Genomic DNA, 12,533 nt, shown 5'->3' with positions numbered 1-12,533 from the left:
GACGCGCGACGAGGCGCTGGGAGGCGGAGGCGATGGCCCGGAACCGGATCCTGTTCTCGACCCCGTTGCTGGCCGCCGGAGTCGTGCTGGCGCTGGTGATCGGCCTCGTCGTCGGCAAGGCGCTCGGCGGGGGCGGCGCGCAGGGCAACGCTGGGCCGGGTAAGGCGTCGGGGCTGCGGATCGACGTGATCGTCAAGGCGACCGACTCCTCCTTCTGGCAGAGCATGTTCGCCGGGGCCCAGCGCGCGGGGGAGGACCTCGGCGTCGACGTCGGCCGCTTCGGGCCCACGTCCGAGACCGACGTGAGCGACCAGGTGCGGCTGGTAGAAAACTCGATTTCCCGTGGTGTGGACGCGATCGTGCTCGCCGCGAACTCCGAAAGCGCGCTGAACAAGGTGATCGACCGCGCCCGGCAGTCCGGCATCAAGGTCGTCACGGTCGACGGGACGGTGTCCACGCAGAACGAGGCGTTCATCGGAACCAACAACCTGCGTGCGGGGGAGCAGGCCGGGCAACGGCTGTGCCAGCTCGTCACCGCGCAGGGCAGGACGAGCGGGCGGGTGCTGCTGGAGAACGCCGTCGCGGGCGTGCAGGCCCTCGGCGACCGCGCGAAGGGGTTCCGGCAGGGGCTCGCGGCGAGCTGCCCGCAGCTGACCGTGTGGCAGGAACGCTTCAACAACAACGACATCAACACCGCCGCCAACCAGACGAACGACGCGCTCGGCGCGGTGCCCGACCTCGTCGGGATCTTCGCGGCGAACAACATGTCGGGCAACGGCGTCGCGCGGGCGATCAAGGACACCGGCCGCGCCGCCACGCTGCCGGTGGTGGCGTTCGACTCGGACCCGCAGGAGAACGCCGCGCTCGCCGACGGCTCGATCGACGCGCTCGTCGTGCAGAACCCATACTTCTTCGGCTACCAGGGCGTCGTCGAGGCGATCGCCGCGAGCACCGGCGCGAAGGTGCCGCTGAGCCTCGACCCCGGTGCGGTGCTGGCCGACCAGGGCAACATGAACGACCCCGCCGTCAAGGACCTGCTCAACCCGCCGACCGCGCAGGCGAGCCAATGAGCGAGCCCGTCATCCGGCTTTCGGGGCTGCGCAAGGCTTTCCGCGGCGTGGTCGCGCTCGACGGCGTGTCGCTGGAGCTGCGGGCCGGCGAGGTGCACTGCCTCGCCGGGGAGAACGGCGCCGGCAAGTCCACGCTCATCCGCGTCCTCACGGGCGCGCTGCGGCGGGACGCGGGGGAGTACCTCGTGGACGGCCGGCCGATGCCGGTGACGCTCACCCCCGCCGCCGCGCGGGCCGCCGGAATCGGCGCGGTGTACCAGGAACTGAGCCTGCTGCCGGACCTGTCCGTCGCCGAGAACCTCCTCATGGGCCGGTTTCCCGCCCGCGCCGGTGTCGTCGACCGGCGAGCGCTGCGTGAGCAGGCACGCCGCAAACTCGCCCGCGTCGACCTGGATCTCGACCCCGCCACTCCGGTCGCCGCCCTGCCCGCCGCCACTCGGCAGCTGGTCGAGATCGCGAAGGTCCTCGGCGACGACCCGCGGGTGGTCATCTTCGATGAGCCGACCACGGCGTTGTCCGGCGCGGAAGCCGAAGCGCTGCTGGGGCGGATCGCCGCGTTGCGGGACGAAGGCGTGGCCGTGCTCTACGTCAGCCACCGGCTCGAGGAGATGTTCGAGATCGGCGACCGGGTGACCGTGCTGCGCGACGGCACGGTCACACGCACGGGCGCGATAGCCGACTTCACCGAGGACACGCTGATCTCGGCGATGGTGGGCCGGACGGTCGAGGAGCTGTACCCGTCCTCTACGGACCGTGGCGAGACCGACACCCCGTTGCTGCGGGTCCGCGGGCTGCGGCCGCCAGGCAGCCCGCATGCGGTGGACCTCGATGTGCGGGCGGGGGAGATCGTCGGCATCGCGGGACTGCTCGGCGCGGGGCGCACCGAGCTGCTGCGGGCGATCTTCGGCGCGGACCAGCCCGAGGCGGGCACGGTCGAGGTCGACGGCGAACCGGTGCCGCCCGGGCGCCCCCGCGAAGCCGTCAAAGCCGGGATCGGCCTGCTGTCGGAGGACCGCAAGGAACTGGGGTTGCTGCCGGAGCTGAGCATCCGCGACAACGTCTCGATCGCGAGCCTGACCTCGATCGCGTCGCGTGGCCTGCTGTCGCGGCGGCGCGAGGCCCAGCGGGTCGACGAAGTGCTCGACGGCCTGCGCCTGCGTGCCGCCTCCTACGACGAACCCGTCTCCACCCTGTCCGGCGGCAACCAGCAGAAGGTGCTGCTGGCCCGCTGGCTCGTCACCGACGTGCGGGTGCTGCTGTTCGACGAGCCGACCAAGGGCGTGGACATCGGCGCGAAGGCCGAGCTGTACACGCTGATCGGGGACCTCGCGGCACGCGGGTTCGCGATCGTCGTCGTGTCGTCGTACCTGCCGGAGCTGCTCGGCCTCGTCGACCGGATCGTGGTGCTGCGCCGCGGCCGCGTCGTCGGCGACGTGCCGGCGGCGGAGGCGAGCGAAGAGGGACTGCTGACACTGGCGAGCACCGGGAGGGCGAATGGCGCTGTGTGACCTCGTCGTCCGGGAGTCCGAAGTGGACTCCGGCACCCGCGTGCTGGGCTGGCGCGAGGCGGTCGGCCGCGAGGGCGGCGGGCTCGTCGTGCTCGTGGTCCTGTTCGGCGCGCTCGCGCTGGCGAGCCCGAACTTCCTGACGCTGGGCAACATGGAGAACCTCGCGCGGCAGTGGGCGGTGTTCGCGGTCATCCCGATCGGCCAGCTGCTGGTGATCCTGACCAAGGGCATCGACCTGTCGGTCGGCTCGGTCGTCGGGCTCACCGGCGCGGTGGCCGCGCAGCTGCTGGTGGCCGGGTTCGGAGTGCCGCTCGCGGTGCTGCTCGCCGTCGCCGCGGGCGCGCTCGTCGGTGTCGTCAACGGCGTGCTCGTGGCGTTCGCGAAGCTGCCGCCGTTCATCGTCACGCTCGGCATGATGGGCGCGGCCCGCGGGCTGGTGCTGGTGATCACCGACGCCAACACGATCCAGCCGCTGCCGGACTCCTTCGCGGCGATCGCCAACGGCACCGTGTGGGGCGTGCCGAACCTGCTGATCATCGCGGTCGTGGTGGTGGCGCTCGCGGGGTTCCTGTTGCGCCGCACGGTGTTCGGCCGCTGCGTCTACGCCGTCGGCTCCAACGCGGAGTCCGCGCGGCTGGCGGGCGTCCCGGTCGCGCGCGTGCTGGTCACCGTGTACGCGCTGTCCGGGCTGCTCGCGGGGCTGGGCGGGGTGCTGCTCGCGTCCCGGCTCAACGCCGGGGTGCCGACGATGGGCGAGGGCAACGAGCTGGACGCGATCGCCGCGTGTGTCATCGGCGGTGCCAGCCTGTTCGGGGCGAAGGGCAGCGCGCTGGGTGCGGCGGCGGGCGCGCTGATCACCTCCACCCTGAACAACGGCGGCAACCTGCTCGGGATCAACTCCTTCTACCTGCGGATCGCGATCGGCGTGCTGATCCTGCTCGCGGTCGCCTTCGACCAGCTCCAGGGCCGGCTCGGCGCCCGCGAGCAGTCCGGTGTCACCGCGCCGAGCGGTGGAAGTGGCTGACCAGCCTGCGCGGCACGAGTTTGCGCTCGCCGTTCACCACGATCGGCACCAGGTCCGGCGCGGCGGCCTTCCACTGCGCGCGGCGGGTGCGGGTGTTGCTGCGCGACGTCTTGCGCTTGGGCACGGCCATCAGGCACGCCCTCCTCGTCGTCCGTAGCGGCGGTGGAACTTCTCGACCTGCCCCGCGGTGTCCACGACCCGCCGCGAGCCGGTCCAGAACGGGTGCGAGGACGAGCTGATGTCCACCAGCACGAGCGGGTAGGTGCCGCCGTCGGACCACTCGATCGTCTTGTCGGACGTGACGGTGGACCGCGTGAGGAACGCGTCCCCGGTGGCGGTGTCCTTGAACACCACGGGGTGGTAGTCGGGGTGGATGCCGGGTTTCACGAGACTTCCTCTCCTGCGTTGACTTCGGCCCACGACCCGAACGGGTCGGGGTAGGCGTGCCAGGCGTCCGGCCCGGCCGCCAGTTCTTCGTCGGTGAGCAGCGCGCCGCGCAGTGCGCCCGACACCTCCTCGGGCGTGGCGCGGTCGGTGACGACGACGAGTTCCTGCGCGCGGTCGCCGAACTCGGGGTCCCAGCGCAGTGAGGCGAGCGCGCGGCGTTCCGGCGACACGTCCTCCCACGCGGGTCCTTCCGCGGCGGCGAGCCACGGCCCGGCGTCCCCGACCCCGAGCCCGCCGCCCGCGGACTCGATCCACAGCGCCCGCTCGGGCTGGCTGGCCACCCACGCGCGTCCCCGCGTGCGCACCACGCCGTCGAGCAGGACGTCGATCGCGTCGTGCAGGCGGGCGGGGTGGAACGGGCGCCGCGCGGTGAACAGCAGGACCGCGATGCCGCAGTCGGGGTGCAGGGGAGGCTCGCCACGTAGCAACGGGCCGTGCATGTCGGTGACTTCGCCTCGGCGCGCGTCCGGCGGCACTGCGGGCAGCGGTTCGCCCAGCTCGACGCGCAGCGCCGCCGGGGCGACGCGGTCGAGCACAGCGGCGGTGCGCATCGCCTGCCACGTGTCGGCCGGGGTGCCGGACAGCACGAGCACGTCGGCGAACTCGACCTGGGACAACGCGACCTGCGCGACCGTGCGCTCGTCCTCGGGGCTGGCCTGGCGGCCGCGCTCGGCGAGCGTGTCGTCGCCGGTGGCGTCGTCGAGCCAGCTCGCCCGGTCCACGGTGGCGCAGACGGCCTCGACCTCGACGAACTCGCTCACCGTGCGGTCGCCGACCAGCACGTTCTCGATGGCCCAGCACACCGGCTCCGGCTCCATGGACTCGTCGAGCCGGACCACGATCCGGTCCACCTCCGGCATCCCGGCGAGGCGCCGCAGCAGCGGCAGCAGGTCCTCGCGCAGCGTGCAGGACACGCAGCCGTGCGCCAGTTCCAGCGTGACCGTCTCGTCGCGGTGGCCGAGGCGCAGGCGCCTGCGCACCACGCCCGAGGTGATCTCCCGCAGGTTGTGGTGCACCAGCGCGGTGCCGGGGCGGTGGAGCTGGTCGGCCAGCCGCGCGTTGGCGGCCGGGTCCAGTCCGGCGATCAAGGTCACGGGGGTGCGCATCGGGAAGGTTTCCACGCCCGTGTACGTTAGATGAAAATGAAAACCGATGCCAACTAGGGGTGTGGGATGAGCAAGGTCTGCCAGGTCACCGGCAGCAGGCCCGGTTACGGCAAGCAGGTGTCGCACTCGCACCGGCGCACCTCGCGCCGCTGGGAGCCGAACCTGCAGAACCGGCGGTACTGGCTGCCGGGCGAGAACCGCTGGGTGCGGCTGCGCGTGTCCGCGCAGGGCATCAAGACGATCGACAAGCGCGGCATCGAAGCCGTTGTCGCGGAACTGAAGGCCAAGGGAGTGAAGCTGTAATGGCGAAGAACGACGTCCGCCCCGTCATCAAGCTGCGGTCCACCGCGGGCACCGGCTACACCTACGTGACCCGCAAGAACCGGCGCAACGACCCCGACCGGATGGTCATCCGCAAGTACGACCCGGTCGCCCGGCAGCACGTCGAGTTCCGGGAAGAGCGCTGATGGCGAAGCAGTCGAAGATCGCGAAGGACGCGCAGCGGCGCGTCGTGGTCGCGCGGTACGCGGAGCGGCGGGCGGAGCTGAAGGAGACGATCCGCTCGCCGCGGTCCACCCCGGAGGAGCGGGCCGCGGCGGTGTCGGCGCTGCAGGCGCTGCCGCGGGACGCCAGCCCGGTGCGGCTGCGCAACCGCGACGCCGCCGACGGCCGGCCGCGCGGCTACTTCCGCAAGTTCGGGCTGTCCCGGGTGCGGCTGCGGGAGATGGCGCACCGCGGTGAGCTGCCGGGCGTGTCGAAGGCGAGCTGGTGAGCATGCGCACGCCACGGCCGCTCAAGCGGAAGCGGAACCTGCTGCACGCCGCCGGCCTGTCCGAAGTGGACTGGAAGGACACCGAGCTGCTGCGGAAGTTCATCTCCGACCGGGGGAAGATCCGCTCCCGGCGCGTCACGGGACTGACGCCGCAGCAGCAGCGCCAGGTCGCGACGGCGATCAAGACCGCCAGGGAGATGGCACTGCTGCCCTACAGCACCCGGTGACAGCGGTCCCGAAGTGCCGGCGCGGGCGGCGGCGCCAGTACGGAGTTGCTCACACTCGCCCGGCCTGACCTCGTGGTCCGGCGGCGGTGCCGTCATGATGGTGGCCATGTCCGAAGACCACTACCTCGTCGGCCTCGACCTCACCGGGCGGCGCGTCGTCCTGGTGGGCGGCGGCACCGTCGCCCAGCGCCGCCTGCCCCGGCTGATCGGGGCGGGCGCCGCCGTCGAGGTCGTCTCGCCCTCCACCACCGCGGCGGTGGGGGCGATGGCCGACGCGGGCGAGGTGGTCTGGCACCGCCGCCGCTACGCCGACGGCGACCTCGACGGCGCCTGGTACGCGCTGGCCTGCACCGACGACCCCGAGGTCAACGCCGCCGTCTGCGCCGAGGCCGAGCGGCGCCGCATCTTCTGCGTGCGGGCCGACAACGGTGCCGAGGGCACCGCCGTCACCGCCGCCTCGGGCCGTCACGAGGGCCTCGTGGTCGGCGTGCTCTCCGGCGGCCAGCCGCTGCGGTCGGCGGCCGTCCGCGACAACATCGTCGAGGCCCTGCACAGCGGCGTGATCGCCGACTCCGTGCCGCGCCAGGACGGCGAGCTGCCCGGGGTGGCGCTCGTCGGTGGCGGCCCCGGCGACCCCGAGCTGATCACCGTCAAGGGGCGGCGCCTGCTGGCGCGCGCCGACGTGGTGGTGACCGACCGGCTCGGCCCCCGCGAGCTGCTCGACGAGCTGCGCCCCGACGTGGAGATCGTCGACGCCGCCAAGATCCCGTACGGACGCGCGGCCAGCCAGGACTTCATCAACCAGACGCTGGTCGAGCACGCCAAGGCGGGCAAGTTCGTGGTGCGCCTCAAGGGCGGCGACCCCTACCTGTTCGGCCGGGGCTTCGAGGAGCTGCTCGCGTGCGCCGAGGCGGGGGTCCCCGTCACCGTCGTCCCCGGGATCACCAGCGCCTTCTCCGTACCCGCCGTCGCCGGGGTGCCCGTCACCCACCGCGGCGTCGCGCACGAGGTCGTCGTGGTGTCCGGGCACGTCCCCCCGGGCCACGAGACGTCGCTGACCGACTGGGACGCGCTCGGCAGGCTGCGCGGCACGATCGTGCTCATGATGGGCGTGGACAAGCTCGACCGGTTCGCCGACGCGCTGCTCGCCGCCGGGCGGCCCGGCGACACGCCCGTCGCGATCATCCAGGACGGCACCATGCCCACCCAGCGCATCACGAGGTCCACTTTGGACTCGGTCGCGGCCGACGCGAAGGCCGCCGGGGTGCGCCCGCCCGCGGTGACCGTGATCGGACCCGTTGCGGGGCTTCAGGGTTCGTAGCGGCGCCGCACGAAGTCCACGATCACCTCGGTCAGCCGGTCCGGGTCGAAGCGCAGCTCCACCGGGCTGCGGGCCTGTGCGAACTCCGCGTCCGGCAGGTCGGCCGCGAGCGTGTCCGCGTCACCGAAGGGGTGGATCGGGTCGCGTTGGTGGCCGATCACGAGCGCGGGCGGGGAAATGGTGCGCCGCACCGCTTTCGGCGGCGCGATCCGTCCGAAGAGGACACCGTGCAGCAACGCGGCCATCGACGCCGGACGCTGCTCGAGCGTGTCGGTCACGACGTCGACCCACTGGCTGCCGTGCGGCACCAGTCCGGCCAGCCCGGCCACCCCGGCGACGGTGAACGGCAGGAACCGCGCGGCGAACAGCAGCGGCGCGAACGTCAGCAACCCCGCGACGATCGCGTTGTCCAGCACCGGCATCTCCACGACCAGCCCGCGGGTCCGCTCCGGGGCCACCACGCCGACCTCCAGCGCGACGTTCGCCCCCAGCGACGTCCCGCCGACCACCGCGCGGTCGATCTCCAGGTGGTCCAGCAACGCGAGCACCTGCAACCCGAACGCGGGCATCGAGTACCGCCACGACTCGGTCGGCCGGTCGGACTCGCCGTGCCCCAGCAGGTCGAGCGTGATCGTGCGGAACCCTTCGGCGGCGAGCCTGCGGGCGAGCGGGGCGTGCATGCGGCGGGTGAACATGATCCCGTGCGTCAGCACGACCACGCGGTCGCCCTGGCCGTACTCGGTGTAGGCCAGCCGGTGCCCTTCGAAGGTGAAGGACCCGGCGAGCTCCAGCTGGTGCGGGGTCATGTCCCCAGGAAACCACGAGGATGCGCCAAGATGGCCAGCCCCTCTCCCGACCACCACCCCTCATCGACACGCTCCGCGTGGCACTCTCTACCTATGAGTAACTTCGCTGATCTCGTGTCGCTCCGCGTCGACCGCTCCGGCGCCGTGGCCGAGGTGACCCTCCTGGGACCGTCCAAAGGCAACGCGATGGGCCCCGACTTCTGGCGCGAGCTGCCGCTGGTGTTCCGCGCGCTCGACGAGGACCCGCAGGTCCGGGCGATCGTGCTGACCGGCAGCGGGCGCAACTTCTCCTACGGGCTCGACCTGCCCGCGATGATGGGCAGCTGGGCGCCGCTGCTGTCCGGGGACAGCCTCGCCGGGCCGCGCACGGAGTTCCTGAAGGAGATCAGGAAGCTGCAGGACTCGGTCACCGCGGTCGCCGAATGCCGCACCCCCATCGTCGCCGCGGTCGCGGGCTGGTGCATCGGCGGCGGCGTGGACGTCATCTCCGCCGCCGACGTGCGCCTGGCCAGCGCGGACGCCAAGTTCAGCGTGCGCGAGACCAAGGTCGCGATCGTCGCCGACCTGGGCAGCTTGCAGCGGCTCGCCGGGATCATCGGCGAGGGACACCTGCGTGAGCTGGCATTGACGGGCAAGGACATCGACGCCGCGCGTGCCGAGAAGATCGGCCTGGTCAACGACGTGTACGCCGATCAGGAGGCCGTGCTCGCCGCCGCGCGCGAGCTGGCCGGGGAGATCGCCGCCAACCCGCCGCTGGTCGTGCAGGGCGTCAAGGACGTGCTCGCGATCAACACGCGGCAGCGGGTCGAAGACGGGTTACGGTACGTATCGGCGTGGAACGCCGCCTTCCTGCCCAGCAAGGACCTGGGTGAGGCGGTGCAGGCGTTCATGGAGCGGCGGAAGCCGGAGTTCAAGGGAGAATAGGGTGAGCAGCGACGCTTTCCGGCAGGCACGGGACTACCTCCTGGCGCACCGCGAGGACTACGACACCGCGTACCGCGAGTTCACCTGGCCCGAGCTGAGCGAGTTCAACTGGGCGCTCGACTGGTTCGACGTCATCGCTCGCGACGAGGCCAACGCCCAGCGGTACGCGCTGTGGATCGTCGAGGAGGACGGCTCGGAGGGCCGCTGGACGTTCCCCGAGCTGGCGGAGCGGTCCAACCGCGTGGCGAACTGGCTGCGCGGGCACGGCGTGCGCCGAGGAGACCGGCTGATCCTCATGCTGGGCAACCAGGTCGAGCTGTGGGAGACCATCCTCGCGGCGATCAAGCTGGGTGCGGTGATCATCCCGGCCTCCACTCTGCTCGGGCCGGACGACCTGCGTGACCGCGTGGACCGCGGCGCGGCGAAGCACGTCGTGGTGCGCTCGGCGGACGTGCCGAAGTTCGCCGACGTGAGCGGCGACTACACCCGCATCGCGGTGGGGGAGCCCGCGCAGGGCTGGCTGTCCTTCGCCGACGCGTACACCGCGCCGGCCGAGTTCGAGGCCGACGGCGTCACCGCCGCCACCGACCCGCTGCTGCTGTACTTCACGTCGGGCACCACCGCGAAGCCCAAGCTCGTGCAGCACACGCACGTCTCGTACCCGGTGGGACACCTGTCCACGATGTACTGGATCGGGCTCGAGCCGGGCGACGTGCACCTCAACATCTCCTCGCCCGGCTGGGCGAAGCACGCGTGGAGCAACGTCTTCGCGCCCTGGAACGCCGAAGCCACCGTGTTCATCTACAACTACCAGCGGTTCGACGCGAGCGCGCTGATGGCGCAGATGGACCGCTGCGGCGTGACCAGCTTCTGCGCCCCGCCGACCGTGTGGCGCATGCTCATCCAGGCCGACCTCACCGCGCTGAAGACCCCGCCGCGCAAGGTCGTCGCCGCGGGGGAGCCGCTCAACCCCGAGGTCATCGAGCAGGTGTCGAAGGCGTGGGGCGTGACCATCCGCGACGGTTTCGGGCAGACCGAGAGCAGTGTCCAGGTCGCCAACACCCCCGGTCAGCCGGTCAAGGCGGGCTCGATGGGCCGCCCGCTGCCCGGGTTCGCGGTCGCGCTCGTCGACCCGGTGACGGGGGAGCGGGCGCGGGAGGGCGAGATCTGCCTCGACCTCGCGAAGCGTCCCGTGGGCCTGATGACCGGGTACGCCGACGACGAGGAGCGCACGCAGAAGGCGTTCGCGAACGGCTTCTACCACACGGGCGACGTGGGTTCGGTCGACGAGGACGGCTACATCACCTACGTCGGCCGCACCGACGACGTGTTCAAGGCGTCGGACTACCGGATCTCGCCCTTCGAGCTGGAAAGCGTGCTGCTGGAGCACGAGGCGGTCGCCGAGGCCGCCGTTGTGCCGGCGCCGGACCCGATCCGGCTCGCGGTGCCGAAGGCGTACGTCGTGCTCGCGGCGGGCCACGCCCCGGACGCGGCGACGGCGGAGAGCATCCTCGCGTTCTGCCGTGAGCACCTCGCGCCGTACAAGCGGATCCGGCGGCTGGAGTTCACCGACCTGCCGAAGACGATCTCGGGCAAGATCCGCCGTGTCGAGCTGCGTGGTCAGGAGGAGAAGCGGGGCGACGGCCGCCCGGAGGGCGAGTTCCGCGAGGAGGACTTCCCCGGCCTGAAGGGCTGAGCGGCGGTCAGCGGGCGGGCTCGGCGGCCACTTCGCGACCGTCCTCGGTCGAGCAGGTGGCGGTGACGACCGAGCCCGGCTCGCTGCCGCAGGTCCACGGCTCGATCGCGATCGGCCCCGCGCCGTCGGGGCTGGCAGCGGCGGCCGGGGTCACGCGCGCGAAGTACTGCGTCAGGAGCGTGACGGCCTCGGCGCACTCGACGGCGCCCTCGCGGATGATCACCTTCGCCTGCGTGCCGTCGGCCGATGGGACGGTGCCGCACTGGACGTCCTCGGCCGGCGGACTCGCCAGCACGGCCTGGGCCTCGCCGCCGCCGGCGGGCGGGGCAGGCGGGGCTTCCTGGCCGCCACACGCACTGAGCGTGAACAGGCACACCGCGACAAATCCGATCGAGCGAAGCACAAACTTTCCGGACACGGGGAGTTTCCTTGAAGGGGAGTGGGAAGGGCTACTCGCTCGCCACACCGGCGAACACGGTTTTGTCCAGCTTGCTGCAGGTGGTGCCACCCTGCGCGGCGGGTGGGCCGGAGACGCACAGCCAGCCGTCGACGGTGGCGCTCGCGGGCTGGTTCGAGCCCGCGGGCTGCTTGCCCGCCAGCTGTTCCTGGAAGCGGCGGACCAGGTCGGTCGCCTCGGCGCAGGGCACGGTGGAGTCCGGCAGCACCTGCAGCCGCAGGCCGCTCGCGGCGGTGACGGCGCCACACGCCCCGTCGGCTTCGGCTTTCGGCTGCGCTTCGGCGCTCGGCTGGGCTTCGGCGTTCGGCTGGGCTTCGGGCGGGGCGCTGCCCGTGGTCTCGGGCGCGGCGCTTCCGGCGGTGGGCGGGGGAGTGCTGGTGGCGGGCGCGGGGATCGGCTTCGGCGTGGCGACCTGGCCCGCCGGCTCGTCGCCGCCCGCGGCGCAGCCCGCGGTGAGCAGCAGCAGGGCGGCCGCGGCGAACCAGCGGCTCGAAGCACCCATCCCGGCCTCCTCCTGATCTTCGGCAGCGGAAGGTTACCCGGACCGGGAGCCGGACGCCCGCCGCCCGCACGACCCTCCACAGTAGACGGTCACGCAGCGTTCTTTTTGACCACCGGAGAGGGTGAATCCACCCCGGGTGGCTAACATCACGGCGCTCGCGGGCGACGTTCTGGATGTGCCTGTCCCCGCAGGCGCCCTCCCCGAGAGATCCGAGCACTGAGAGCGATGAGCACCGACACAGCTTCAGACAGCGAGACAGAGTCCACCGACGAACCGCCGACCACGCCTTGCACGGTGGTGTGGAGCCAGGGGCGCCCTTACGTGCTCGAGCCCGGCACCGGCAACCCCCGCTGGGTCGGTACGGACAACCGGGGCCGTCCCCTCGCCCTCACCGGCGCGGACCTGCGCCGCCGGGGCTGGAGCTACCACCGCGCCAGCTGACCCCGGCTGGGGTGGCGGTGCGGTCCGGCAGGTGCCGGTGGATGCCGGTGGAGCTGGCCCGGCAGGGCTCGGCCGGTCCCGGAGGGGCTGATTCGGCAGGGACCGACGGCGGTCGGAGGACCCGCCCCGGCAGGCCTGCCGCGAGTACAGGACCTGCCCCCGGCAGGGCTCGGCCGGTCGCGGAGGAGCTGATTCGGTAGGGCCCAGCGCCGGTCGGATGACCTGCCCAGGC

The 12,533-nt window shown here is 72.4% G+C and carries 17 protein-coding genes; 11 read left to right on the top strand and 6 right to left on the bottom strand.

The features are described from left to right. The first annotated feature begins 32 nt into the window (after positions 1-32). Genes ABFX51_RS08005 through ABFX51_RS07995 form a run of 3 tightly spaced genes read left to right on the top strand, consistent with a single transcriptional unit; the run spans position 33 to position 3,602 of the window. Entirely contained in the window at positions 33-1,070 is a 1,038-nt protein-coding gene (locus ABFX51_RS08005; protein ID WP_346053167.1) for an ABC transporter substrate-binding protein, read from the top strand. Beyond that, positions 1,067-2,578: a sugar ABC transporter ATP-binding protein gene (locus ABFX51_RS08000; protein ID WP_346053165.1), complete on the top strand. Its 1,512-nt coding sequence runs from the start codon at positions 1,067-1,069 to the stop codon at positions 2,576-2,578. Before ABFX51_RS08005 ends, ABFX51_RS08000 begins: the two co-directional genes overlap by 4 nt. Then, positions 2,565-3,602, top strand: a complete 1,038-nt coding sequence (locus ABFX51_RS07995) for an ABC transporter permease (RefSeq protein WP_346053163.1) — start codon at positions 2,565-2,567, stop codon at positions 3,600-3,602. The genes ABFX51_RS08000 and ABFX51_RS07995 overlap by 14 nt, the downstream gene beginning before the upstream one ends. Here ABFX51_RS07995 and rpmF read toward each other — a convergent pair. The 3 genes from rpmF to mrf are packed head-to-tail and all read right to left on the bottom strand — an operon-like array spanning position 3,574 to position 5,155. Next, positions 3,574-3,732, bottom strand: a complete 159-nt coding sequence (rpmF, locus tag ABFX51_RS07990) for a 50S ribosomal protein L32 (protein WP_346053161.1) — start codon at positions 3,730-3,732, stop codon at positions 3,574-3,576. The two genes, ABFX51_RS07995 and rpmF, sit on opposite strands and share 29 nt — an antisense overlap. After that, positions 3,732-3,989 carry a type B 50S ribosomal protein L31 gene (locus ABFX51_RS07985; protein ID WP_091503373.1) on the bottom strand — a complete coding sequence of 86 codons (258 nt, stop codon included), beginning with the start codon at positions 3,987-3,989 and terminating at the stop codon, positions 3,732-3,734. Before ABFX51_RS07985 ends, rpmF begins: the two co-directional genes overlap by 1 nt. Beyond that, positions 3,986-5,155 (bottom strand): ribosome hibernation factor-recruiting GTPase MRF, encoded by a 1,170-nt coding sequence (mrf, locus tag ABFX51_RS07980; RefSeq protein WP_346053201.1) that lies wholly within the window; start codon positions 5,153-5,155, stop codon positions 3,986-3,988. Before mrf ends, ABFX51_RS07985 begins: the two co-directional genes overlap by 4 nt. Before the next feature lie 66 nt (positions 5,156-5,221). Between mrf and rpmB the strand changes: the two genes are divergently transcribed. The 5 genes from rpmB to cobA all read left to right on the top strand — a co-directional run bounded on the left by rpmB (position 5,222) and on the right by cobA (position 7,475). Then, on the top strand, positions 5,222-5,458 hold the full coding sequence (rpmB, locus tag ABFX51_RS07975; RefSeq protein WP_091503376.1) for a 50S ribosomal protein L28: 237 nt from the start codon (positions 5,222-5,224) through the stop codon (positions 5,456-5,458). Continuing rightward, entirely contained in the window at positions 5,458-5,622 is a 165-nt protein-coding gene (gene rpmG, locus ABFX51_RS07970; RefSeq protein WP_091503378.1) for a 50S ribosomal protein L33, read from the top strand. The genes rpmB and rpmG overlap by 1 nt, the downstream gene beginning before the upstream one ends. Beyond that, positions 5,622-5,927 (top strand): 30S ribosomal protein S14, encoded by a 306-nt coding sequence (gene rpsN / locus ABFX51_RS07965; protein ID WP_091503380.1) that lies wholly within the window; start codon positions 5,622-5,624, stop codon positions 5,925-5,927. The genes rpmG and rpsN overlap by 1 nt, the downstream gene beginning before the upstream one ends. A gap of 2 nt (positions 5,928-5,929) precedes the next feature. Continuing rightward, positions 5,930-6,154, top strand: a complete 225-nt coding sequence (rpsR, locus tag ABFX51_RS07960; protein WP_091503381.1) for a 30S ribosomal protein S18 — start codon at positions 5,930-5,932, stop codon at positions 6,152-6,154. Positions 6,155-6,260: 106 nt separating this feature from the next. Continuing rightward, complete coding sequence (gene cobA / locus ABFX51_RS07955) at positions 6,261-7,475, top strand: uroporphyrinogen-III C-methyltransferase (protein WP_091504258.1); 1,215 nt, start codon at positions 6,261-6,263, stop codon at positions 7,473-7,475. On the opposite strand, the gene ABFX51_RS07950 is transcribed toward cobA, so the two are convergent. Further along, complete coding sequence (locus tag ABFX51_RS07950) at positions 7,463-8,281, bottom strand: alpha/beta fold hydrolase (RefSeq protein WP_091503383.1); 819 nt, start codon at positions 8,279-8,281, stop codon at positions 7,463-7,465. The genes cobA and ABFX51_RS07950 overlap by 13 nt on opposite strands. Before the next feature lie 93 nt (positions 8,282-8,374). Here ABFX51_RS07950 and ABFX51_RS07945 point away from each other — a divergent pair, with 93 nt between their 5' ends. After that, complete coding sequence (locus tag ABFX51_RS07945; RefSeq protein WP_091503385.1) at positions 8,375-9,205, top strand: crotonase/enoyl-CoA hydratase family protein; 831 nt, start codon at positions 8,375-8,377, stop codon at positions 9,203-9,205. Between the two features lies 1 nt (position 9,206). Further along, entirely contained in the window at positions 9,207-10,901 is a 1,695-nt protein-coding gene (locus tag ABFX51_RS07940; RefSeq protein WP_346053156.1) for an AMP-binding protein, read from the top strand. Positions 10,902-10,908: 7 nt separating this feature from the next. Here the strand turns inward: ABFX51_RS07940 and ABFX51_RS07935 are convergent, their stop codons facing one another. Next, positions 10,909-11,319, bottom strand: a complete 411-nt coding sequence (locus ABFX51_RS07935) for a hypothetical protein (protein WP_346053154.1) — start codon at positions 11,317-11,319, stop codon at positions 10,909-10,911. A gap of 31 nt (positions 11,320-11,350) precedes the next feature. Then, positions 11,351-11,860 carry a hypothetical protein gene (locus ABFX51_RS07930; RefSeq protein WP_346053152.1) on the bottom strand — a complete coding sequence of 170 codons (510 nt, stop codon included), beginning with the start codon at positions 11,858-11,860 and terminating at the stop codon, positions 11,351-11,353. Positions 11,861-12,085: 225 nt separating this feature from the next. On the opposite strand from ABFX51_RS07930, the gene ABFX51_RS07925 reads away from it, so the two are divergent. Next, positions 12,086-12,301, top strand: a complete 216-nt coding sequence (locus tag ABFX51_RS07925; protein WP_346053150.1) for a hypothetical protein — start codon at positions 12,086-12,088, stop codon at positions 12,299-12,301. Positions 12,302-12,533: the final 232 nt, after the last annotated feature.

Origin of the sequence: Amycolatopsis dongchuanensis, assembly GCF_039542405.1 — a bacterium.
In the GTDB taxonomy this organism is placed as follows: domain Bacteria; phylum Actinomycetota; class Actinomycetes; order Mycobacteriales; family Pseudonocardiaceae; genus Amycolatopsis_E; species Amycolatopsis_E sacchari.
This window is presented reverse-complemented; position numbering and strand designations above follow the sequence as displayed.

Bases quoted from the DNA above. Each gene is read 5' to 3' on its own strand.
- ABFX51_RS07995 (WP_346053163.1), top strand. From the start codon at position 2,565: ATGGCGCTGTGTGACCTCGTCGTCCGGGAGTCCGAAGTGGACTCCGGC.
- ABFX51_RS07950 (WP_091503383.1), bottom strand. From the start codon at position 8,281: ATGACCCCGCACCAGCTGGAGCTCGCCGGGTCCTTCACCTTCGAAGGG.
- ABFX51_RS07930 (WP_346053152.1), bottom strand. From the start codon at position 11,860: ATGGGTGCTTCGAGCCGCTGGTTCGCCGCGGCCGCCCTGCTGCTGCTC.
- ABFX51_RS07925 (WP_346053150.1), top strand. From the start codon at position 12,086: ATGAGCACCGACACAGCTTCAGACAGCGAGACAGAGTCCACCGACGAA.
- ABFX51_RS08000 (WP_346053165.1), top strand. From the start codon at position 1,067: ATGAGCGAGCCCGTCATCCGGCTTTCGGGGCTGCGCAAGGCTTTCCGC.
- rpmF (WP_346053161.1), bottom strand. From the start codon at position 3,732: ATGGCCGTGCCCAAGCGCAAGACGTCGCGCAGCAACACCCGCACCCGC.
- rpmG (WP_091503378.1), top strand. From the start codon at position 5,458: ATGGCGAAGAACGACGTCCGCCCCGTCATCAAGCTGCGGTCCACCGCG.
- ABFX51_RS07945 (WP_091503385.1), top strand. From the start codon at position 8,375: ATGAGTAACTTCGCTGATCTCGTGTCGCTCCGCGTCGACCGCTCCGGC.
- rpmB (WP_091503376.1), top strand. From the start codon at position 5,222: ATGAGCAAGGTCTGCCAGGTCACCGGCAGCAGGCCCGGTTACGGCAAG.
- ABFX51_RS08005 (WP_346053167.1), top strand. From the start codon at position 33: ATGGCCCGGAACCGGATCCTGTTCTCGACCCCGTTGCTGGCCGCCGGA.
- rpsR (WP_091503381.1), top strand. From the start codon at position 5,930: ATGCGCACGCCACGGCCGCTCAAGCGGAAGCGGAACCTGCTGCACGCC.
- rpsN (WP_091503380.1), top strand. From the start codon at position 5,622: ATGGCGAAGCAGTCGAAGATCGCGAAGGACGCGCAGCGGCGCGTCGTG.
- mrf (WP_346053201.1), bottom strand. From the start codon at position 5,155: ATGCGCACCCCCGTGACCTTGATCGCCGGACTGGACCCGGCCGCCAAC.
- cobA (WP_091504258.1), top strand. From the start codon at position 6,261: ATGTCCGAAGACCACTACCTCGTCGGCCTCGACCTCACCGGGCGGCGC.